We start from the raw sequence: 21,923 nt of genomic DNA on the forward strand, positions 1-21,923 counted from the left end.
TTAAGATCAACAATATACGATGAAGAGTTTGATCCTGGCTCAGGATGAACGCTAGCGGCAGGCTTAACACATGCAAGTCGAGGGGTATGCTTCTTCGGAAGTAGAGACCGGCGCACGGGTGCGTAACGCGTATGCAATCTACCTTTTACAGAGGGATAGCCCAGAGAAATTTGGATTAATACCTCATAGTATTATGAAATGGCATCATTTTATAATTAAAGTCACAACGGTAAAAGATGAGCATGCGTCCCATTAGCTAGTTGGTAAGGTAACGGCTTACCAAGGCTACGATGGGTAGGGGTCCTGAGAGGGAGATCCCCCACACTGGTACTGAGACACGGACCAGACTCCTACGGGAGGCAGCAGTGAGGAATATTGGACAATGGGCGCAAGCCTGATCCAGCCATGCCGCGTGCAGGATGACGGTCCTATGGATTGTAAACTGCTTTTATACGAGAAGAAACACTGCTACGTGTAGCAGCTTGACGGTATCGTAAGAATAAGGATCGGCTAACTCCGTGCCAGCAGCCGCGGTAATACGGAGGATCCAAGCGTTATCCGGAATCATTGGGTTTAAAGGGTCCGTAGGCGGTTTAATAAGTCAGTGGTGAAAGCCCATCGCTCAACGGTGGAACGGCCATTGATACTGTTAAACTTGAATTATTAGGAAGTAACTAGAATATGTAGTGTAGCGGTGAAATGCTTAGAGATTACATGGAATACCAATTGCGAAGGCAGGTTACTACTAATGGATTGACGCTGATGGACGAAAGCGTGGGTAGCGAACAGGATTAGATACCCTGGTAGTCCACGCCGTAAACGATGGATACTAGCTGTTGGGAGCAATCTCAGTGGCTAAGCGAAAGTGATAAGTATCCCACCTGGGGAGTACGTTCGCAAGAATGAAACTCAAAGGAATTGACGGGGGCCCGCACAAGCGGTGGAGCATGTGGTTTAATTCGATGATACGCGAGGAACCTTACCAAGGCTTAAATGTAGATTGACCGTTTTGGAAACAGAACTTTCGCAAGACAATTTACAAGGTGCTGCATGGTTGTCGTCAGCTCGTGCCGTGAGGTGTCAGGTTAAGTCCTATAACGAGCGCAACCCCTGTTGTTAGTTGCCAGCGAGTCATGTCGGGAACTCTAACAAGACTGCCAGTGCAAACTGTGAGGAAGGTGGGGATGACGTCAAATCATCACGGCCCTTACGCCTTGGGCTACACACGTGCTACAATGGCCGGTACAGAGAGCAGCCACTGGGCGACCAGGAGCGAATCTATAAAACCGGTCACAGTTCGGATCGGAGTCTGCAACTCGACTCCGTGAAGCTGGAATCGCTAGTAATCGGATATCAGCCATGATCCGGTGAATACGTTCCCGGGCCTTGTACACACCGCCCGTCAAGCCATGGAAGCTGGGGGTGCCTGAAGTCGGTGACCGCAAGGAGCTGCCTAGGGTAAAACTGGTAACTAGGGCTAAGTCGTAACAAGGTAGCCGTACCGGAAGGTGCGGCTGGAACACCTCCTTTCTAGAGCCCTGAGTGTTAGTGGAAACACACGCTGGGGAAAAAAGAAGAAGCTTTATGGGATTATAATTTTAAGGCTATTTTACTCTTGCTGTTAGTTCAAATAATAAATTTTAAGTAAAACAGAGTCTCGTAGCTCAGCTGGTTAGAGTACTACACTGATAATGTAGGGGTCGGCAGTTCGAGTCTGCCCGGGACTACTATTTAACTTAAAAAAAGGAAATTCTGGAAGTTGGAATTCACCAAAGAAATTAGAGAAGAATTAGAAATCTAAAATCTGAATTCTATAATCTAAGATTTAAGAAATGGGGGATTAGCTCAGCTGGCTAGAGCGCCTGCCTTGCACGCAGGAGGTCAACGGTTCGACTCCGTTATTCTCCACTGATTTACTATAAATATAGTAAATAAAAGTTCATTGACATATTGAGATAAGAAAATAATAAAAAGTAGAAAGCGTTTTTTGTTATAGTAGTAATACAAATAATAAAAGACAAAAAAAAACGGTCATAATTGATTTTATGATTGGTACAATAAGCAAAATAAGGGCGTATGGGGGATGCCTTGGCTCTCAGAGGCGATGAAAGGCGTGATAAGCTGCGAAAAGCTGCGGGGACGGGCACACACCGATTGATCCGCAGATACCTGAATGGGGCAACCCACTATGTTGAAGACATAGTACACCGATAGGTGGGCAAACCCGCTGAACTGAAACATCTAAGTAGGCGGAGGAGAAGAAAACAAAAGTGATTCCGTAAGTAGTGGCGAGCGAACGCGGATTAGCCCAAACCAATGTTGTTACGGCAATGTTGGGGTTGTAGGACCACGACATTTTATGTACAAGGAACCGGAAGTTACTGGAAAGTGACACCATAGAGGGTGATAGTCCCGTATGGGTAACGAGTATAATAGATAGTGGTATCCTGAGTAGGGCGGGGCACGTGAAACCCTGTCTGAATTTGGCGGGACCATCCGCTAAGGCTAAATACTCCTGAGAGACCGATAGTGAACCAGTACCGTGAGGGAAAGGTGAAAAGAACCGTGAATAACGGAGTGAAATAGATCCTGAAACCATACGCTTACAAGCGGTCGGAGCCCTTTCGTGGGGTGACGGCGTGCCTTTTGCATAATGAGCCTACGAGTTAACGTTGCTGGCAAGGTTAAGTGGTTAAGCCACGGATCCGTAGCGAAAGCGAGTCTGAATAGGGCGCTTTAGTCAGTAGTGTTAGACGCGAAACCGTGTGATCTACCCATGGGCAGGTTGAAGCTGTGGTAACACACAGTGGAGGACCGAACCGGTTGACGTTGAAAAGTCTTCGGATGACCTGTGGGTAGGGGTGAAAGGCCAATCAAACTCGGAAATAGCTCGTACTCCCCGAAATGCATTTAGGTGCAGCGCTGTGCATAAAGTTATATAGAGGTAGAGCTACTGATTGGATGCGGGGGCTTCACCGCCTACCAATTCCTGACAAACTCCGAATGCTATATAATGTTTCACAGCAGTGAGGGCTTGGGTGCTAAGGTCCAAGTCCGAGAGGGAAAGAACCCAGACCATCAGCTAAGGTCCCCAAATATATACTAAGTTGAAAGAACGAGGTTTGTCTGCCCAGACAGCTAGGATGTTGGCTTGGAAGCAGCCATTCATTTAAAGAGTGCGTAACAGCTCACTAGTCGAGCGGACGAGCATGGATAATAATCGGGCATAAGTATATTACCGAAGCTATGGATTTAGAGTTTACTCTAAGTGGTAGGGGAGCATTCTAACAGGGTTGAAGGTGTATCGTAAGGTATGCTGGACTGGTTAGAAAAGAAAATGTAGGCATAAGTAACGATAATGCGGGCGAGAAACCCGCACACCGAAAAACTAAGGTTTCCACAGCTATGCTAATCAGCTGTGGGTTAGTCTGGTCCTAAGGCGAACCCGAAAGGGACAGTCGATGGCTAACGGGTTAATATTCCCGTACTACTAATTACTGTGATGGGGTGACGGAGTGATGAAAGCGCCGCGAACTGACGGAATAGTTCGTTGAAGTACCTACCTATAAGATGCGCAGGCAAATCCACGCGTCTTGGGGAAATACGATAGTACTCGGAGTCTTCGGACAAAGAGATAGTGCGCCTAAGGGCTTCCAAGAAAAACCTCTAAACTTCAGGTAATTAGTACCAGTACCGTAAACCGACACAGGTAGTTGAGGAGAGAATCCTAAGGTGCTCGAGAGATTCATGGCTAAGGAATTAGGCAAAATAGACCTGTAACTTCGGGAGAAAGGTCGCCCCCAGCAATGGGGGCCGCAGTGAAGAGGTCCAGGCGACTGTTTATCAAAAACACAGGGCTCTGCAAAATCGTAAGATGAAGTATAGGGCCTGACACCTGCCCGGTGCTGGAAGGTTAAGAGGAGATGTTATCTTCGGAGAAGCATTGAATTGAAGCCCCAGTAAACGGCGGCCGTAACTATAACGGTCCTAAGGTAGCGAAATTCCTTGTCGGGTAAGTTCCGACCTGCACGAATGGTGTAACGATCTGGACACTGTCTCAGCCATGAGCTCGGTGAAATTGTAGTAACGGTGAAGATGCCGTTTACCCGCAGTGGGACGAAAAGACCCTGTGCACCTTTACTATAGCTTAGTATTGACCTTGGATAAATGATGTGTAGGATAGGTTGGAGACTGTGAAGTGGCGTCGCCAGGCGTTGTGGAGTCATTGTTGAAATACAACCCTTTGTTTATCTGAGGCCTAACCCCGAGTATCGGGGGACATTGCTTGGTGGGTAGTTTGACTGGGGTGGTCGCCTCCAAAAGAGTAACGGAGGCTTCTAAAGGTTCCCTCAGTACGCTTGGTAACCGTGCGTAGAGTGCAATGGCATAAGGGAGCTTGACTGAGAGACATACAGGTCGATCAGGTACGAAAGTAGAGCATAGTGATCCGGTGGTTCCGCATGGAAGGGCCATCGCTCAAAGGATAAAAGGTACGCCGGGGATAACAGGCTGATCTCCCCCAAGAGCTCATATCGACGGGGGGGTTTGGCACCTCGATGTCGGCTCGTCACATCCTGGGGCTGGAGAAGGTCCCAAGGGTTGGGCTGTTCGCCCATTAAAGTGGCACGCGAGCTGGGTTCAGAACGTCGTGAGACAGTTCGGTCTCTATCTACTGTGGGCGTTAGAAATTTGAGTGGATCTGATTCTAGTACGAGAGGACCGAATTGGACAAACCTCTAGTGTATCTGTTGTCCCGCCAGGGGCACCGCAGAGTAGCTACGTTTGGAAGGGATAAGCGCTGAAAGCATATAAGCGCGAAACCCACCACAAGATGAGATTTCTTTTAAGGATCGTGGAAGATGACCACGTTGATAGGCTATAGATGTAAAGGCAGTAATGTCATAGTCGAGTAGTACTAATAATCCGTAAGCTTATGTACACCCTTTTCTCCCCGATGCAAATCGGGGAGAAGAAACTTTCTAAAAATAATAAATAAAAATACTTTTCTTTATCTCAGTATGTTAAGATATTATGTAATGTTGATCAGTTAATCTGGTTACCCATTGCAAAAACGACCTTAAGGTGGTTATTGCGGCGGGGCTCACCTCTTCCCATCCCGAACAGAGTAGTTAAGCCCGCCTGCGCAGATGGTACTGCAGTTATGTGGGAGAGTATGTCGTCGCCTTTCTTTTTAAAACCCTGTTTCGAAAGAATCAGGGTTTTTTGTTTTTATAAAAAACCGCAATTATACCGCAATGCGGTAACTATCGAAAACGAATTTCTTTTAAAAAATCCCCATTACCTAAATGATGGGGATTTTTTAGGTTATAATAGTTCCGACTTTTCAATTGTTAGATAAAAAGAAATGCAACCAAAATAAACCCCTTGTTTACCCTGGAATTGCGTTAGGGATGGAAGCGATATCCTTTTGCGGTCTATAAACACCTGGCGAAGCCTTACCGAAAACCTTCCGCAAAAGATTTAGCGGACAGCCCGACCCGGAGGGAAACGCCAAAATCAATTGTTAAATTGTTTTCCGCAAAACTTTCTGTTAAATTATAATCATTTTTAGGTTTTAGATTATGGTGTATTAGCCTATCTAAATGTGAATCTGTATTTTTGTATTAAATATTATAATTTTAAGTATGAAAAAAAGTATTGTATTGTTGACATTGTTTGTTGTCTCAAATTTAAGTGCTCAACAGCGTCCTAAGTTGGTAGTAGGTATTGTAGTAGATCAAATGAAAATGGAATATTTATATCGGTTTTCAGATGATTTTTCACCAAATGGATTTAAGAGATTGATGAATAATGGGTATACTTTTCAGAATATGCATTATAATTATATGCCAACTTACACAGCCCCGGGGCATGCTTCTATTTATACAGGTACAACGCCTGCAACACATGGAATTGTAGGAAATGAGTGGTTCAGTAGAACTCTTGGTAAAGAAATGTATTGTACAGATGATGCTGGAGTAAAAACAGTGGGAGATGGTACAGTAGAAGAAGGTGCGATGTCTCCAAAAAACCTTCAAAGCACTACAATTACAGATGAAGTTAGAATGGCAACCAATTTCGAAGGGAAAGTTATTGGAATGAGTCTTAAAGATCGTGGTGCAATTTTACCAGCAGGTCATTTTGCAAATTGGGCATTCTGGTATAGTAAAACTGGTTCTTTTATTTCGAGTACTTTTTATGGTGAAAAATTACCTGAATGGGTAACTCAATTCAATAATGAGAAACATTATATGCCTTATATTAATAAAGGTTGGGATTTGTATAAACCTGTTTCGACTTATAATGAAAGTTTGCCGGATAATAATCCATATGAAGGTAAATTATATGGTAGTGCTGCCCCTGTTTTTCCTTATGATTTAAAAAAAATGTATGAGAAGAATGATGCAGGAGTTCTAAGAGCAACTCCTTATGGGAATGATCTTTTAGCTGAATTTGCTATGAAAGCTATTGAAAAAGAAGAATTAGGAAAAGATAATATTACGGATTTTTTAACTGTAAGTTTCTCTTCAACGGATTATGTTGGACATCTTCTTGGGCCTCGTTCGATGGAACTTCAAGATACTTATTTAAGATTAGATCAGATTATTGCTGATTTTTTGAATTATTTGGACAAAACAGTGGGCAAGGATAATTATTTACTTTTTCTGACTGCAGATCATGCCGGTGCTGAAAATGTTATTTATTTAAAAGACAGAAAATATAATGTAGATAATTATCCTTCAAAAGATGTTAAAAAAAGCTTGCAGGATTTCTCCACAAAAACTTTTGGTGTAGACTTAATTTTAAATTACTCAAATTTTAATATTTTCTTCAATAAGCAAATTATCAAAGACAAAGGATTAGAGTTGGTTAAAGTCAAACAAGCTTTTAAAGAATTTTTGATTTCACAACCACAAGTTAAAAAGGTATATACTGAAGAAGAAATTTTAGCTAATTCAGGAAATGATTATTATTTAAATTTTGTTGCAAAAGGGTATGATGTAACTCAAAATGGTGATTTGGTTATCATTGATAAGCCTGGAGATATCGAATATTCAACTACAGGAACTTCTCATGGAACACCTTATAGTTATGATACTCATGTGCCGGCAATTTTTTACGGATGGCATATTAAAAAAGGAGAGTCTTATGATAAAAAGGCTATTACTGAAATTGCTCCAACAATTGCTCAAAAAATTAAGGTATCTTTTCCTAATGGAACGGAAGCAAAAGTATTGCAAGAAGTTTTAGATGAAAAATAGTTTTATTATACAAAAAAAAAAGGCTTTTCAATTAAGAAAAGCCTTTTTACAGTGTTTTAGTAAGCACTTATTTTAATGTTAACACTATGCGTTTGCTAACACTAATTCTTCATTGAAAGGAAGATTCCAAGCTTCTGCAACTCCTTTGTAAAGGATTTTTCCATTTGCAATGTTTAATCCTTTTTTCAATTCTTCGTTTTCATTACAAGCTTTTTCCCATCCTTTGTTTGCTAATTGTACAGCATAAGGTAAAGTAGCATTAGTTAAAGCTAATGTAGAAGTGTAAGGAACAGCTCCTGGCATATTTGCTACACAATAATGAACAATATCATCAATAATAAAAGTAGGATTTTCGTGTGTTGTAGGAGTACAAGTTTCAATACATCCTCCCTGGTCAACTGCAACGTCAACAACTACAGTTCCCGGACGCATTAATTTAAGCATATCACGAGTAATTAAGTGAGGTGCTTTTGCTCCTGGAATTAAAACAGCTCCTACAATTAAGTCAGCATCTTTAATTGCTCTAGTGATATTATAATGGTTAGACATTTCTGTATTTACATTTGCTGGCATGATGTCATCCAATTGACGTAAACGTGGCAAACTTAAATCCATAATAGTTACCTGAGCTCCTAGACCAGCAGCCATTTTTGCTGCTTGAGTTCCAACGATTCCTCCACCTAAAACTAAAACTTTAGCAGGAGGTACACCAGGAACTCCGCCTAAAAGGATACCTCTTCCTTTTAATGGTTTTTCAAGGTATTTTGCTCCTTGTTGAATAGCCATACGACCTGCAACTTCAGACATTGGAACTAATAAAGGTAAACTACGATCCGTTTTCTCTACTGTTTCATAAGCTAAACATACAGCGCCTTTTTCAAGCATAGCGTGAGTTAATGGCTCTGATGAAGCAAAGTGGAAGTAAGTAAATAATAATTGATCTTTTTTAATTAATGGATATTCAGATGCAATTGGTTCTTTTACTTTAATGATCATTTCAGCTATAGCATATACTTCTTCAATAGTTGCTAAAACTACTGCACCGGCATCTGTATACTCTTGATCTATAAAACCACTTCCTAATCCGGCAGTTGCCTGAACATAAACTGTATGTCCATGTTTTTTCATTTCCGAAACACCTGCAGGAGTTAAAGCTACGCGGTTTTCATTATTTTTTATTTCTTTTGGAACACCTATTATCATTTGTTATATTTTTTTGTTTTTATTGAAATTGTTTTTACAAAACTACAGATAGAGAATATATTATGGATTAAGTGATGATAAATAAGAAAATATTATTTTATTTGATACTTTTACAGAAAAATATTCTTTTTTAAAGTAAGTTAGCTTACTCAAAAAGAAAAAATGACTAAATTTCATTAACTACAGAAAACGTTTTCGCTATGGCTTTAGATGAAATTGACAAAAAAATCTTACGACTTTTGCAGGAAAATGCGCATTATACTTTAAAAGATATTGCAAACAAAATAAATTTGTCTTTAACGCCTGTTCATGATCGTGTGAAACGTCTTGAAAAAGAAGGTGTTATTGAAAAATATGTATCGATTTTGAACAAGAAAAAGCTAGGTAATAATCTTACTGTTTATTGTCAGGTTACTTTAACAAAACAAACATATGATACATCAGAAGGATTTAATCAATCAATTTTAAATTTACCTGAAGTCGTTGAATGTAATTATGTATCGGGGAACTTTGATTATATGTTAAAAATTATCATTCCGGATATGGAAAGCTACCATCAGTTTCATCAAAAAAAACTATCTGTATTACCGGAAGTATCACTTATAAATACTGTTTTTGTTATTTCAGAAGTAAAAAGCACAACTGTTTTGCCTATATAGTTTTAAACAATTGATATTAATTTTTAAATAAAAAACCACCAAGTTAAACTTGATGGTTTTAAAAATAGCGGTTTTGGTTTTATATTAATAGTAAGTGAAACGTCTAACTTTAGCAATATATTTTGCTAATCGAATTACTTGGTGGCTATAACCATATTCATTGTCATACCAAATGTAAAGTACAATATTTTTACCGTCCTTAGATACTATTGTAGCGTTACTATCATAAATTGATGGAGCAGATGTTCCAACAATATCAGATGAAACTAATTCGTTATTTAAAGAATATTTAATCTGCTCTACTAATTCTCCTTCCAGAGCATATTTTTTCATGATTTTGTTAATGGCAGAAATAGAAGTAGCTTTTTTAACTTCTAAATTTAAAACTACTAATGAACCATTTGGTACTGGTACTCTAATCGCATTAGAAGTTAATTTTCCTTCTAATGATGGCAGCGCTTTTTCTACGGCATTTCCGGCACCTGTTTCTGTAATAACCATATTTAACGCTGCGGCTCTTCCACGACGGTACTTTTTATGCATGTTATCAACCAAATTTTGGTCATTTGTATAAGCATGAATAGTTTCTAAGTGACCTTTTATTACTCCCAAAGTGTCTTCAATAACTTTTAAAACAGGTGTTATTGCATTTGTAGTACAAGACGCTGCCGAAAAAATATCAATTTGATCAGGATTGTATTCATTATGATTTACACCGTGAACAATATTAGGTATTCCTTTACCTGGTGCTGTTAATAAAACCTTACTAACTCCTTGAGATGTCAAATGTCTTTTTAAAGCTGCTTCAGTAGTAAAAGCCCCAGTATTATCAATTACTAGTGCATCATTGATTCCGTATAGTGTGTAATCAATTTCTTCTGGTGAATTTGCAGTTATGATATGTACAGTAGTACCATTTATAATTAATGCATTATTTTTGGGATCTGCGATTACAGATCCTTGAAAATCTCCATGAATAGAATCATATCGCAAAAGAGATGCTCGTTTCTCTAATGTGGTCGCATCATTTTTGTCGCGTGTTACAATTGCTCTCAGGCGCAATTGGTTTCCTTTTCCGGTTTTTGACATTAGTTCTCTGGCCAATAATCTACCAATTCTTCCAAAACCATACAAAACGACATCTTTTGGCTGAATTTCTTCTGATGATTTTGCCTTTTTCAATTTATCGATTACAAAATATCTGGCATCTGGATATTTTTCATCCTCCAAACCATATTCGTAAGTCAATTTTCCAAGATCTAATTTTGCCGGAGGAAGATCTAATGATAACACAACTTTTGCGATTTCAACTGAATCAAAGATAGTAATAGGCTTGCCTACAAATTCACCTGCGTATTGATGCAAATTGATAATATCGCTGACATTTTTATCCAATAACTGATTCTTGAATAAAACCATTTCTATGGATTTGTCATACCATAAATCGCTTATGATTTTAATTAATTCGACCCCAGCTCTTCTTCGGTCGACTTGTAATGATACCTCTTTTTGGTATAAAGATTTTTTACTCATAATTGATTAAATTGAAAAAATAAATACACTAATATTTTTAAATTTTGCGCAAAAGTATCCATTTCAATCGATTTCGTAAACTATTTTGTGATTTATTTTTGAAAATAAAAAAGCCACCTTATTTCGTTAAGATGGCTTTTTTTTGAAGTTTTTCAGTCGCAGTCCCAGTTTACAGTTTCGAAAACTGAATACTGTGACTGTAAACTGGGACCTCAATATTGTGGCAATTTTTAAATAATAATTCTAAGAATTTCTCCGTTTTTATTAATCATTTCAAGACGCACGCTTTGACCCTCATCTTTTTTATTTAAAAGTTTAGAAACCGTCTCGATGTTTGTTGCTTTTACATTATCAATGCTTAAAATAATATTGCCCTGCAACTCATTTTGATATTGCATTAAATTTTCATTATTAATGTTTCTGATTTTTACACCATAATCAATTCTGAATTTCTTTTTGTCAGCAGCATCTATATTTTCTAACTCAATTCCTTTAAATTCGGTACTATAAAATTCATTTTTACTTAAAGTTACGGGAACCGTTTTCGTTTTACCGTCTTTTACATATGTTACTTTAACAACATCATTTGGTCGTTTTGTATTGATATAACCGGAAAGATCAGCATAAGTTGCAATATTTTGGTCATCAAGTTTTATGATAATATCACCTTTACCAAGACCAGCTTTTTCTGCTCCTGAATTTTTAGAGACTTTACTAATGTAAAAACCTTGCGTTTCAGTAACGCCTAATTCTTTTGAAGCTGTACTATTCAATTCACCACCTTCAACACCAAGAATTCCTCTTTGAACATTTCCAAATTCCATAATATCTTCAATGATTTTTCTAGCGATATTTGAAGGAACTGCAAATGAATATCCCACATAAGAACCTGTCATGGATGATATCATAGTATTTATACCAATCAATTCACCTCTTGTATTTACCAATGCACCACCACTATTACCAGGGTTTACTGCGGCATCAGTCTGAATAAAAGATTGAATTCCATTTGTATCTAAATTTCTTGCTTTTGCCGAAACAATTCCCGCAGTAACAGTCGAAGTTAAATTGTATGGATTTCCAACGGCCAAAACCCACTCACCAATTTTTACAGAATCTGAATTGGCAAAAGCAGTATATGGTAATTTTTCATTAGCATCAATTTTTAATAACGCGATATCCATTTTAGAATCGGTACCAATTAATTTTGCTTTATATGATTTTTTATTGTTTAATGTAATTTCGATTTCTGTAGCATCTTTAATTACGTGATTGTTTGTAACTATGTATCCGTCTTCCGAAATAATTACACCAGATCCAGTCCCAACTTGTTCTTGCTGCTGCTGACCACCGTAACCATAGAAAAATTCCATCATAGGATTACTAACTGTTCTTCGTGACACATTTTTTACGTGAACAACAGTATGGATTGTTTTATCTGCAGCAGCTGTAAAATCGACTGTTTCAGCAGATAATGCTACATTCTTTCCGAATGAATTTGGGGCAAGAGTAACAACAGAATTTTGTCTTCCAAAAAAAGAATTGTTGCTTTCAAATAATAACTTGTAAGCACCAAGAGTAGTAGCACCACTAAGTAGTGAAACCAAAAATAAGGTTGAAAGTCTTTTCATGATTATAATTTATGTTTAAGTTATTTTAGGTAAAAATAATTCAAAAAATTAACGAATAAAATGGTTTAACTCTCTTTAACATTGATTAACATTTCATTAATTATTTGTTTGTACTTTTGTATTATTAATCAGGAAAAAATGCAAATAGAATTTTATAAATATCAAGGTACCGGAAACGATTTTGTAATGATTGACAACCGTTCAGATTTCTTTCCAAAAGAAGACATTAAATTGATTGAAAGACTGTGTGACAGACGTTTCGGAATAGGAGCAGACGGACTTATTTTACTTGAAAATGATGCTGAAACTGATTTCAAAATGGTGTATTATAATTCAGATGGAAATCAGAGTTCAATGTGCGGAAACGGAGGTCGATGTTTAGTAGCATTTGCTAATCAATTAGGTGTTATTGAAAACAAAACTACATTTATCGCTACAGACGGTTTACATCATGCTTCGGTTGGAGATGATGCTATTATTTCATTACAAATGATTGATGTTGACGAAGTACAAAAAAAAGATTCTTATACCTTTTTAAATACAGGTTCTCCACATCATGTTCAGATTGTTGAAGATTTAGAACATTATAATGTAAAAGATAACGGGGCTGCAATTCGTTATGGTGAATTATATGGAGAAAAAGGGAGTAATATTAATTTTGTAAAAAAAGTTGATGATGATACTTTTTCACTTCGTACTTATGAAAGAGGTGTCGAAGATGAAACTCTTGCTTGTGGTACAGGTGCAACAGCAGTTGCAATTGCTATGAATGCAATTGGCGAAACAGATAAAACCTCTATTAATCTTAACGTCGAAGGAGGAAAACTGGTTGTTTCTTTTGATAAACTTGGGGATCATTTCACCAATGTTTTCCTAACAGGACCTGCAAAATTTGTCTTTAAAGGAACAATAGAAATTTAAAAAGTATAGTTTTTGAAAATCTAAAATCTGCAATCTATAATTTATAAATGATAACACTCAAAGGAGAAAATATTTATCTGCGTGCATTAGAACCTAATGATTTAGAGTTTGTGTATGCGATGGAAAATGATGAAAACATTTGGGAAGTCAGTAATACACAAACACCTTACAGTAGATTTTTGGTTCGTCAGTATCTTGAAAATGCACAACAGGATATTTACGAAGCTAAGCAATTGCGTTTGGCGATTTGTCAGGACCAGGATTTTCCTGCAATTGGTTTGATTGATTTATTCGAATTTGACCCTAAAAATAATCGGGCAGGTGTTGGAATTGTTATTCAGAAAGGGGAACATAGAAATCAAAAAATTGGTTCTGAGGCATTAGAACTTTTAATCAACTATTCTTTTCATAATTTAAATTTACATCAATTATATGCAAATATTGCTGTAGGAAATGTAGCAAGTATAGCACTTTTTACTAAATTTGGCTTTGAGAAGATAGGAATTAAAAAAGATTGGATTTTGCTAAATAACCACTATCAAGACGAAGCAATTTTTCAATTAATTAACAAACAAATTTAAACTTTATACTTTGAGCTTAAAAAAAATCATCACAATAACTGCTGTAGCCGTAATTTCAGTATTAATGATTTACGGATTTATTTTAATTAGTAAAATATTCAGTGCCAATACTAAATTCGAGGAAAAAGAACTCTATGTCTACGTTCCAACAGATGCAAATTATGCAGACGTAAAGAAAATACTATCCCCTTATATTAAGAATTTCGATAATTTTGAAATGGTAGCGAATAAAAGAAGCTATCCTGAAAATGTAAAATCAGGTCGTTTTTTACTTAAAAAAGACATGAATAATATCGACTTGGTTCGTGCTATGCGAGCAAATATTCCTGTAAAATTAGCTTTTAATAATCAGGAACGTTTAGAGAATTTTGCCGGAAGAATAGGTTCTGAAATAGAAGCCGATAGTTTATCATTAATGAAAGCTATAAAAGATCCTGCATTTCTAAAAGAAAATGGATTTAACGAAGAAAATGTATTTGCGATGTTTATCCCAAATACATATGAGATTTACTGGAATACTTCTGCAGAGAAATTCCGTGATAAAATGATCAAAGAATATCATAACTTCTGGACACCTGATAGAATCGAAAAAGCAAAGAAACAAGGCTTAACTCCTGTACAAGCTACAATTTTAGCTTCTATTGTTCATAAAGAGTCCGTTAAAAAAGATGAAAGACCTCGTATTGCAGGCGTTTATTTAAACCGTTTGCGCTTAGAAATGCCTTTACAGGCTGATCCAACCGTTATCTACGCCTTAAAATTAAGAGACAATAATTTTGATCAGGTAATTAAGAGGGTTTTTTATAATGATTTAGTTATGAAATCTCCATACAATACTTATGTAAATATTGGACTTCCTCCTGGGCCAATAGCTATGCCTGATATTACAGCTGTTGATGCAGTTTTAAATCCTGAAAAACATGATTATATTTATTTCTGTGCCAGTATAGATCGTTTTGGATATCATGAGTTTGCTTCTACTTATGAGCAACATACGATAAATGCAAAAAAATATTCTGACTGGATTGCTAGTCAGGGAGTAACAAGATAATTTCTGTTTAATTATCAATAAAAAAACCGAAGCATTTAGTTTCGGTTTTTTTATATAAATTAATATGAAGGTTTATAATTTGAATAAATTATTAATCTATCAATTTTAAGGATAATTTTAAAATGATAATCAAAGAACATATCATAATAGTATTTGTTTTTTATTTATTCTTAAATGTTGAAGTTTTCTCTAATTCATAATTCTTTTTTTTTAAAAGTTTATAAAAATGTAAATTTAGTGTTATCAAATATGTGTAAAAAATACAAAAAATATGTAATCTTAATCTTGCTATTTTAACAAATTTGATAAAAATTTGATAAAAATGACATTTTTTAAGATTTTATTTTGGCTGTTTTTAAGCAAATTAAAACACCCGTCTTTATGCTCGAAAACTGCATCAATAAAGGGATTAGCACCGATATCTATATTTTTAAAAATACGTAACTACTTGATTTATAGTATTATTTTGTATTTCTTATCTTTGCACCGTAGAAATTTCAAGAGGGTGACAGCGTTTTGAAGAAAAACAATTTATGATAAAGAAGTGGTATTTTTATGCGAGTTTGATCGTTATTATTACATTTTTAAGTTTGGGTTTTAAACCCTTTAATCTAGAAACCAAACCTTGGTTTTTAATAGAAAAAACAGATGGATCTGAATACTTATTTCCATCGAAAGAAGAGGATGATTATCCTCTTGAAAAAAAGGTAAATGTCGTATTTACAGAAAAACGCCTGATAAGTTTTAAAGAAGCAGTTGCTTTTAAAGAATCTCAAGGAAAATATCGTTTGGTAAATTCGCTGGGTTACATGGGAAAATACCAATTTGGTTCTAAAGCTTTAAGAGCTGTTGGTGTTCAAAATGACAAAGCCTTTTTAAAAGACCCTGCATTACAAGAAAAAGCATTCCTTGCATTACTGTCCAAGAACAAATGGATTTTACGTAATGAAATCGAAAAGTATGAAGGAAAGATTATTAATGGTGTAGAAATTACCGAATCGGGAATTTTAGCTGCCGCACATCTTGGAGGAGCAGGTTCTGTAAAAAACTTTTTTAAAAATAGGGGAAACAGGCATTTTAGAGATGCTTATGGAACTTCATTAAAAAGTTATATGAAAGCTTTTGCAGGTTATGATCTTTCTCGTATTGAAGCTGATAGCGATGCGACAATACACGATCAAATTTAGAATAAGCATAAAAAAAATCCCGAATTATTTCGGGATTTTTTTTTAATCAATTAGAATTTCTAAAATTTTTATAGCCGCTTCGCTTATTTTAGTTCCTGGTCCAAAAACAGCAACTGCACCGGCATCAAATAAAAATTGATAGTCTTGTGCAGGAATTACTCCGCCAACAATTACCATTATATCTTCGCGCCCGTGTTTTTTAAGTTCTTCGATAACTTGCGGAACTAATGTTTTATGACCGGCAGCCAATGATGAAACACCCAAAATATGCACATCATTTTCTACTGCTTGTTTGGCAGCTTCGGCCGGAGTTTGAAAAAGCGGACCAATATCCACATCAAAACCCACATCGGCATAACCTGTAGCTACAACTTTTGCGCCCCTGTCATGTCCGTCTTGTCCCATTTTAGCAATCATAATTCTGGGACGTCTTCCCTCTTGTTTAGCAAAGGCATTAGCTAATTGCTTTGCCTTTTCAAAATTCTCGTCGTTTTTTATTGCTGCACTATACACACCGCTAAAGGATTTAATTTGCGCTTTATATCTGCCAAAAACACTTTCGAGAGCATCACTTATTTCACCTAATGTTGCTCTGTTTCGAGCAGCTTCAATTGCAATTTCTAATAAGTTTCCTTGTCCGGATTTAGCACAAAGTATTAATTTTTCCAGTGATTGATTTACTTTTTCAGTATCTCTTGTTGCTTTTATTTCATCAAGTCTTTCTACTTGCTGTTTACGAACCATTTGATTGTCAACATCCAAAATATGTAAAGGATCTTCTTTCTCTAAACGATATTGGTTTACACCAACAATGATGTCTTGTCCGCTGTCTATCCTTGCTTGTTTTCTGGCCGCTGCTTCTTCGATTCTTAATTTCGGAATTCCGGCTTCAATGGCTTTCGTCATTCCGCCCAATTCTTCTACTTCTTCGATGAGTTTCCAGGTACTTTTCAGGATTTCATTTGTCAGACTTTCAATATAATAACTTCCTCCCCAAGGATCGACTGTTTTGGTAATTTTAGTTTCTTCCTGTAAAAAAATCTGTGTATTGCGGGCAATCCTGGCCGAAAAGTCTGTTGGCAAAGCAATAGCTTCGTCTAACGCATTAGTATGTAAAGATTGAGTTCCTCCAAAAGCTGCTGCAGTAGCTTCTATACAAGTTCTTGCCACATTATTAAAAGGATCTTGTTCGGTTAAGCTCCATCCGCTGGTTTGGCAATGAGTTCTTAAAGCTAAAGATTTATCACTTTTAGGATTAAATTGCTGTACTAATTTTGCCCAGATCATTCGTCCGGCTCGCATTTTGGCAATCTCCATAAAGTGATTCATGCCAATGGCCCAAAAGAAAGAAAGTCGAGGAGCGAACTCATCGATTGTCATTCCCGTAGAAAGACCGGTTCGAATATATTCTAAACCGTCTGCCAAAGTATAAGCCAATTCAATATCAGCTGTTGCACCGGCTTCCTGCATATGATATCCGGAAATTGAGATAGAATTGAATTTGGGCATTTTTTTGCTCGTAAATTCAAATATATCTGCTATAATCTTCATAGAAGGCGTTGGAGGATAGATATAAGTGTTACGCACCATAAACTCTTTCAGAATATCATTCTGGATAGTTCCTGATAATTTCTCGATTGCTACACCTTGTTCTTCCGCCGCAACGATATAAAAAGCCATAATAGGTAGAACTGCTCCGTTCATTGTCATCGAAACCGACATTTCATCTAACGGAATCTGATCGAACAACACTTTCATGTCTTCGACAGAATCTATTGCAACACCTGCTTTACCAACATCACCAACCACTCGTTCGTGATCGGAGTCATAACCTCGATGTGTTGGTAAGTCAAAAGCAATAGAAAGCCCTTTTTGTCCTGCGGCTAAATTTCTTCTATAAAAGGCATTGCTTTCTTCTGCGGTAGAAAATCCTGCATATTGACGAATCGTCCATGGGCGTCTTACGTACATAGTAGCATAAGGTCCGCGTAAATTCGGCGCAAAACCTGCTCCAAAATCAAGAAACTCTAAGTTCTCTATGTCTTTTTCAGAATAAGTTTCTTTGAGCTCGATTCCTTCTGCAGTAAAAAAGTTCTCAGATTTTAAATGTTGATCTTTAGAATCAGCATTTAACTTCTCACTTTTAGCATCTAACTTTATATGTTTAAGGTCTTTTCTTATCATAGAAATACTCTTTTGAGTAGTTTATTAATTACTTTTAAAAATGATTATTCAAGTTCTAAACGTTCTTGTTCCAGTTTTTCGGCTAATCTTTTTTCGATTATAGGCGTAATTAATGTTTTTCTTGGTTTTGTTTTTACAAAAGGAAACAATTCGAGATCGTGTTTCATTTTGTCGTCTTTGTTGGGATATTTATTCGTTCCTAATAAAACTTCTTTTTTAGAATCGAATAATTCTTGTTCTTTCGCGGCACTTTCCTGAATCTTCTTTTTGATAGTTCCGTCATTCAAAAGCTTTAAAAAACCACCATTCGCCTCAATATCTTTGAATAAAGTCAAACTTTTTTCAGCTAATTGTATGGTTAAACTTTCGATATAATAACTTCCATCTGCTGGATTATTGACTTTATCAAAGTAACTTTCATGTTTTAAAACTAATAATTGGTTGCGGGCAATTCGGTCACCAAATTCATTATCCTTATGATACAAAGAATCATAAGGTAAATTGGCGACGGCATCAGCGCCACCAAGTATTGCAGACATACATTCGGTTGTGGTGCGTAACATATTTACATTGTAATCGTAAATTGTTTTATTTCGTTTGGTTGGTGTAACCAGAAAATGACATTCTAAATCAGGATTGTATTCTGAAGCAATTAATTTGAACAGCATTCGTAAAGCGCGAAGTTTTGCAATTTCAAAAAAATAATTAGTTCCTACTGATATTTGAAAAACAAATGGTTGTGTAATACTCGGTAAACGATTTAAATATTCGTTTGCGTGTGCTAAACTATACGCAATTTGTTGGGTAAGGTTAGCGCCTGCATTTTGATACAAACCTGAATCGATACTTATTAAGGAAAGATTGGTGGTTGCTTTTGCTATTTTTTCGATCGTTTCGAAATTATTTTTATCAGATGTTGTAAACCAGTTTCCTTCTCTTGCAAAATGACCAATTGGGTCTATATTGCAATAAAAAACAGCTTTTTTCTGAATTGAAATAGTGTCTAATATTTTTACGAAATCGATTGAAATAAAATTCAAATTAAAGTAAACGATTCTGTTTTCTAAAGGAAGAGTTTCTAATAATTTCTGAATATCTATTTTTTCGTTTTCGATGGTAAAACGCAAACTTTCAGCACCTCTTTCGATAGTGTTCAAGGCTCTTTGAATCGATTTTTCGATATCGTATACAAAGATGTTCTGACAAATTTTAAAATTAGAGGCCTGGGTTTTAACCGAAGCAGCTTTAGAAAATTCGTCGATATGATAAAAGGGTTTTACCTGAATGTCTTCCGGAGAATTCCAGATTACGGTTTGGTTATAATCAGCTCCGTCTAATTCAAACTGAATTTTTTGTTTCCATTGTTTGGATGAAATCGGATTAAAATCGTCGAATAGGGTAGTAGCCATTGGGTTTGTGTACTTTTTTCTGATTATTCTTTAGTGTCTTGAATAGTATCTCCTTCAAATTGAATGATATAAATATCTTCGCTGTCTTTTTTCATGAAATACTTTTCGCGGGCATATTTTTCTATTTGTTCAGGATTTTTAAGTTGTTTGATCTGTTCCTGATCTTTTTTTATTTCGTCCTGATAGTATTTTTTATTGTCTTGTAATTCGTTAATCTGCCCGTCAAGAAAACGATGGTCAAAATAAGAGTAATTGTCTAAAAATAACATCCAGACCACGAAAAATAGTAAAACCCAGACATATTTGTTGCTCATTAATTTGAACCAGCGCTTGTCTTTATATGGATTTTTTAGTTTCATTTTCTCTTTAACTGATTACTTCTTATAAATTTGATTGGTGTTCTAGCCCCGATAGAGCCGATATCCTTTTTATGGTTTTTTCTACCATAAAAAGATAAAGGCGAAAGCGGGAAATAGCTCCTAATTTTTATGGAATAAATTTACGATAAAAATTATGAAATTCGTTGATTAATTACAGCGCGAACTACATCGATAGCTACGGTGTTGTATTTATCGTTAGGGATAATGATGTCTGCAAAAGCTTTTGATGGTTCGATAAATTGCTCGTGCATAGGTTTTAAGGTGTTTTGGTAACGTGTTAAAACCTCGTCGATATCACGTCCGCGTTCTGAAATATCACGCTTTAAACGACGAATTAATCTTTCGTCAGAATCTGCATGAACGTAAACTTTTACATCAAAAAGATCTCGTAGTTCAGGATTTGTCAAAATTAAAATACCTTCTACAATCATCACTTTTCTAGGATGAGTTGATACCGTATCATCAGTTCTGTTATGTTGTATGAATGAATATACGGGTTGATCTATGGTTTCACCTTCTTTTAACGCTTTTAAGTGTTTAACCAATAATTCAAAATCAATTGCGCGTGGATGATCAAAATTGATTAATGCTCTTTCGTCGAACGACAAATTATGGGTTTCTTTATAATATGAATCCTGAGAAATTACACCAACTTCAGTGTCTGGTAATTCGTTCATAATTTGGTGTACTACTGTTGTTTTTCCACTTCCTGTTCCTCCTGCAATTCCAATAATGAGCATATATTTTTTGTTTGATATTTGTTTGGCAAAAATAATAATTTAAGTCAATTCTCTGAACATATTATTTATTTAAACCATATAAGTAATATAAGTAAATGTAAGCAGTGAGATATTTAAACAAAATGGTACTTAACTGAACTAATATTACTTATATGGTTAAAAGATTATGACTTATGTGGTGAAAAGCATAAAAAAAAATCCCGAAAGTAAACCTTCGGGATTTGTGCAATCAGTATAGTTTTAATAAAATATTCTGAATTTAGTAAGCACGTAAAATTATTTATTCTTTTTTGCTTTTATCATCATTTCCAGCTGGTCCCAAAGTTCTTCAGGAATTGCTTCTAATAAATTAAATTGTCCTGCGCCTTTTAGCCATTCGCCGCCATCTATTGTAATCACGTCTCCATTTACATAAGCTGAAAAATCAGATACTAAATAAGCCGCTAAATTGGCCAATTCCTGATGATCTCCTACACGTTTTAAAGGCACTTTTTTTGCCATATCAAATTTTTCTGCAAGATCTCCCGGTAATAATCTGTCCCAGGCGCCTTTTGTTGGGAATGGTCCCGGAGCGATCGCGTTAGAACGGATTCCGTATTTTGCCCATTCTACAGCTAAACTGCGTGTCATGGCAAGAACTCCGGCTTTTGCTGTAGCACTAGGTACAACATAAGCTGATCCTGTCCAGGCATAAGTAGTTACGATATTTAAAATTGTAGCTGATGTTTGTTTGGTATCGATCCAGTGCTTCCCAAAAGCAAGCGTACAGTTTTTAGAACCTTTTAATACGATATCTATAACAGTATCAAATGCATTTGCAGATAAACGTTCTGTTGGAGAAATAAAATTTCCGGCAGCATTGTTCAAAAGAACATCTACTTTTCCAAAAGTTTTCAAAACTTCCTGGAGCATATTTTCTACTTCTTCATAATGACGAACGTCACACTGAAGCGGTAAACATTTTCCACCGGTTTCAGTTTCGAGTTCAGTGGCAGTATTTTTTAGCTTTTCTAAATCTCTTGAAGTAATCGCCACTTGAGCTCCTAATTCTAAGAAATATTTTGTCATTGCTTTTCCTAAACCGCTTCCGCCGCCTGTTACTACTATGACTTTACCTTTTAAAGCGTCATCTCTTAACATTTTATCTGTATAGCTCATATTTTTTATCTTTTTATTACAATA

General features: G+C 36.2%; 14 protein-coding genes, 2 tRNA genes and 3 rRNA genes. 11 read left to right on the top strand and 8 right to left on the bottom strand.

What is annotated here, in order from left to right; translation table 11 throughout:
- Positions 1-16: 16 nt before the first annotated feature.
- The 6 genes from RC62_RS11770 (at position 17) to pafA (ending at position 7,262) form a co-directional block, all read left to right on the top strand.
- Positions 17-1,530: ribosomal RNA gene (locus RC62_RS11770) — 16S ribosomal RNA — on the top strand.
- Positions 1,531-1,653: 123 nt separating this feature from the next.
- Positions 1,654-1,727 (top strand) — tRNA-Ile (locus tag RC62_RS11775).
- A 107-nt stretch (positions 1,728-1,834) separates the two neighbouring features.
- Positions 1,835-1,908 (top strand) — tRNA-Ala (locus tag RC62_RS11780).
- 147 nt (positions 1,909-2,055) lie between these two features.
- Positions 2,056-4,939: ribosomal RNA gene (locus tag RC62_RS11785) — 23S ribosomal RNA — on the top strand.
- Between the two features lie 139 nt (positions 4,940-5,078).
- Positions 5,079-5,188, top strand: a 5S ribosomal RNA gene (gene rrf, locus RC62_RS11790).
- The 16S, 23S and 5S rRNA genes sit together here with 2 tRNA genes alongside, the layout of an rRNA operon.
- 457 nt (positions 5,189-5,645) lie before the next feature.
- Complete coding sequence (gene pafA / locus RC62_RS11795) at positions 5,646-7,262, top strand: alkaline phosphatase PafA (RefSeq protein WP_055095429.1); 1,617 nt, start codon at positions 5,646-5,648, stop codon at positions 7,260-7,262.
- Between the two features lie 84 nt (positions 7,263-7,346).
- On the opposite strand, the gene ald is transcribed toward pafA, so the two are convergent.
- Positions 7,347-8,465 (bottom strand): alanine dehydrogenase, encoded by a 1,119-nt coding sequence (gene ald / locus RC62_RS11800; RefSeq protein WP_055095430.1) that lies wholly within the window; start codon positions 8,463-8,465, stop codon positions 7,347-7,349.
- 200 nt (positions 8,466-8,665) lie between these two features.
- Between ald and RC62_RS11805 the strand changes: the two genes are divergently transcribed.
- Positions 8,666-9,124, top strand: a complete 459-nt coding sequence (locus tag RC62_RS11805) for an Lrp/AsnC family transcriptional regulator (RefSeq protein ID WP_055095431.1) — start codon at positions 8,666-8,668, stop codon at positions 9,122-9,124.
- Positions 9,125-9,208: 84 nt separating this feature from the next.
- Here RC62_RS11805 and RC62_RS11810 read toward each other — a convergent pair whose 3' ends face one another.
- A complete protein-coding gene (locus RC62_RS11810; protein WP_055095432.1) occupies positions 9,209-10,657 on the bottom strand; it encodes a glyceraldehyde-3-phosphate dehydrogenase in 1,449 nt (482 codons plus the stop codon).
- 230 nt (positions 10,658-10,887) lie between these two features.
- Positions 10,888-12,288 carry a trypsin-like peptidase domain-containing protein gene (locus tag RC62_RS11815; protein WP_055095433.1) on the bottom strand — a complete coding sequence of 467 codons (1,401 nt, stop codon included), beginning with the start codon at positions 12,286-12,288 and terminating at the stop codon, positions 10,888-10,890.
- Between the two features lie 138 nt (positions 12,289-12,426).
- Here RC62_RS11815 and dapF point away from each other — a divergent pair, with 138 nt between their 5' ends.
- The 4 genes from dapF to RC62_RS11835 all read left to right on the top strand — a co-directional run bounded on the left by dapF (position 12,427) and on the right by RC62_RS11835 (position 16,028).
- A complete protein-coding gene (dapF, locus tag RC62_RS11820; RefSeq protein WP_055095434.1) occupies positions 12,427-13,209 on the top strand; it encodes a diaminopimelate epimerase in 783 nt (260 codons plus the stop codon).
- A gap of 47 nt (positions 13,210-13,256) precedes the next feature.
- Positions 13,257-13,790, top strand: coding sequence for a GNAT family N-acetyltransferase (locus RC62_RS11825; protein ID WP_055095435.1), 534 nt, complete (start codon positions 13,257-13,259; stop codon positions 13,788-13,790).
- Positions 13,791-13,800: 10 nt separating this feature from the next.
- Positions 13,801-14,841, top strand: a complete 1,041-nt coding sequence (gene mltG / locus RC62_RS11830; RefSeq protein ID WP_055095436.1) for an endolytic transglycosylase MltG — start codon at positions 13,801-13,803, stop codon at positions 14,839-14,841.
- 533 nt (positions 14,842-15,374) lie between these two features.
- Positions 15,375-16,028, top strand: a complete 654-nt coding sequence (locus RC62_RS11835; RefSeq protein ID WP_055095437.1) for a hypothetical protein — start codon at positions 15,375-15,377, stop codon at positions 16,026-16,028.
- A gap of 42 nt (positions 16,029-16,070) precedes the next feature.
- On the opposite strand, the gene scpA is transcribed toward RC62_RS11835, so the two are convergent.
- The 5 genes from scpA to RC62_RS11860 form a co-directional block, all read right to left on the bottom strand.
- Positions 16,071-18,212 (bottom strand): methylmalonyl-CoA mutase, encoded by a 2,142-nt coding sequence (gene scpA, locus RC62_RS11840; RefSeq protein ID WP_055095438.1) that lies wholly within the window; start codon positions 18,210-18,212, stop codon positions 16,071-16,073.
- 44 nt (positions 18,213-18,256) lie between these two features.
- Positions 18,257-19,621: a methylmalonyl-CoA mutase subunit beta gene (locus RC62_RS11845; RefSeq protein ID WP_055095439.1), complete on the bottom strand. Its 1,365-nt coding sequence runs from the start codon at positions 19,619-19,621 to the stop codon at positions 18,257-18,259.
- 23 nt (positions 19,622-19,644) lie between these two features.
- Positions 19,645-19,980: an FtsB family cell division protein gene (locus RC62_RS11850; protein WP_055095440.1), complete on the bottom strand. Its 336-nt coding sequence runs from the start codon at positions 19,978-19,980 to the stop codon at positions 19,645-19,647.
- A 152-nt stretch (positions 19,981-20,132) separates the two neighbouring features.
- Positions 20,133-20,741 carry a uridine kinase gene (gene udk / locus RC62_RS11855; protein WP_055095441.1) on the bottom strand — a complete coding sequence of 203 codons (609 nt, stop codon included), beginning with the start codon at positions 20,739-20,741 and terminating at the stop codon, positions 20,133-20,135.
- Positions 20,742-21,017: 276 nt separating this feature from the next.
- Positions 21,018-21,899 carry an SDR family oxidoreductase gene (locus tag RC62_RS11860; RefSeq protein ID WP_055095442.1) on the bottom strand — a complete coding sequence of 294 codons (882 nt, stop codon included), beginning with the start codon at positions 21,897-21,899 and terminating at the stop codon, positions 21,018-21,020.
- Positions 21,900-21,923 lie beyond the last annotated feature (24 nt).

The sequence above is a fragment of the Flavobacterium aquidurense genome (assembly GCF_001404985.1).
In the GTDB taxonomy this organism is placed as follows: Bacteria; Bacteroidota; Bacteroidia; order Flavobacteriales; family Flavobacteriaceae; genus Flavobacterium; species Flavobacterium aquidurense_B.

Bases quoted from the DNA above. Each gene is read 5' to 3' on its own strand.
- pafA (WP_055095429.1), top strand. From the start codon at position 5,646: ATGAAAAAAAGTATTGTATTGTTGACATTGTTTGTTGTCTCAAATTTA.
- ald (WP_055095430.1), bottom strand. From the start codon at position 8,465: ATGATAATAGGTGTTCCAAAAGAAATAAAAAATAATGAAAACCGCGTA.
- RC62_RS11805 (WP_055095431.1), top strand. From the start codon at position 8,666: ATGGCTTTAGATGAAATTGACAAAAAAATCTTACGACTTTTGCAGGAA.
- RC62_RS11810 (WP_055095432.1), bottom strand. From the start codon at position 10,657: ATGAGTAAAAAATCTTTATACCAAAAAGAGGTATCATTACAAGTCGAC.
- RC62_RS11815 (WP_055095433.1), bottom strand. From the start codon at position 12,288: ATGAAAAGACTTTCAACCTTATTTTTGGTTTCACTACTTAGTGGTGCT.
- dapF (WP_055095434.1), top strand. From the start codon at position 12,427: ATGCAAATAGAATTTTATAAATATCAAGGTACCGGAAACGATTTTGTA.
- RC62_RS11825 (WP_055095435.1), top strand. From the start codon at position 13,257: ATGATAACACTCAAAGGAGAAAATATTTATCTGCGTGCATTAGAACCT.
- RC62_RS11835 (WP_055095437.1), top strand. From the start codon at position 15,375: ATGATAAAGAAGTGGTATTTTTATGCGAGTTTGATCGTTATTATTACA.
- scpA (WP_055095438.1), bottom strand. From the start codon at position 18,212: ATGATAAGAAAAGACCTTAAACATATAAAGTTAGATGCTAAAAGTGAG.
- RC62_RS11845 (WP_055095439.1), bottom strand. From the start codon at position 19,621: ATGGCTACTACCCTATTCGACGATTTTAATCCGATTTCATCCAAACAA.
- RC62_RS11850 (WP_055095440.1), bottom strand. From the start codon at position 19,980: ATGAAACTAAAAAATCCATATAAAGACAAGCGCTGGTTCAAATTAATG.
- udk (WP_055095441.1), bottom strand. From the start codon at position 20,741: ATGCTCATTATTGGAATTGCAGGAGGAACAGGAAGTGGAAAAACAACA.
- RC62_RS11860 (WP_055095442.1), bottom strand. From the start codon at position 21,899: ATGAGCTATACAGATAAAATGTTAAGAGATGACGCTTTAAAAGGTAAA.